Below are 410 nucleotides of genomic sequence, written 5' to 3'. Positions count from 1 at the left end.
AAACACCACTTCCACTACCTGCATACGAACGTATCTTGAAAGCGGCTCACACTTTCAACCTACTAGATGCACGTAAAGCCATTTCTGTTACTGAACGCCAACGCTATATTTTACGTATTCGTACCCTAACTAAAGGGGTTGCAGAAGCGTATTATGCTTCTCGTGAAGCGCTTGGATTCCCTATGTGTCATAAGAACTAAGAGGCTGTCATGACTCAACAGACTTTCCTTGTGGAAATCGGCACCGAAGAGTTACCGCCGAAGGCTCTTCGTTCATTAGCTGAATCATTTGCTGCAAATTTTACGGCTGAACTTGATGGCGCTGATATTACCCATGGTGCAGTAACGTGGTTTGCTGCCCCTCGTCGTTTAGCACTTAAAGTAGCTGATTTAGCAGCTTCACAGCCAGAC

General features: G+C 45.6%; 2 protein-coding genes. Both read left to right on the top strand.

Translation table 11 applies throughout. The features are described 5' to 3' along the window. Window positions 1-200 (top strand): glycine--tRNA ligase subunit alpha (locus EVJ34_RS15505; protein WP_131486169.1); only part of this gene is annotated, 200 nt, incomplete at its 5' end. Window positions 201-209: 9 nt separating this feature from the next. Next, a partial coding sequence (locus EVJ34_RS15500) for a glycine--tRNA ligase subunit beta (protein WP_131486168.1) occupies window positions 210-410 on the top strand: 201 nt, incomplete at its 3' end.

The organism is Exiguobacterium sp. SL-9, assembly GCF_004336985.1.
Taxonomy (GTDB): domain Bacteria; phylum Bacillota; class Bacilli; order Exiguobacteriales; family Exiguobacteriaceae; genus Exiguobacterium.
The sequence above is the reverse complement of the archived record's forward strand: the minus strand, read 5'-3'. Positions and strand labels throughout refer to the sequence as shown.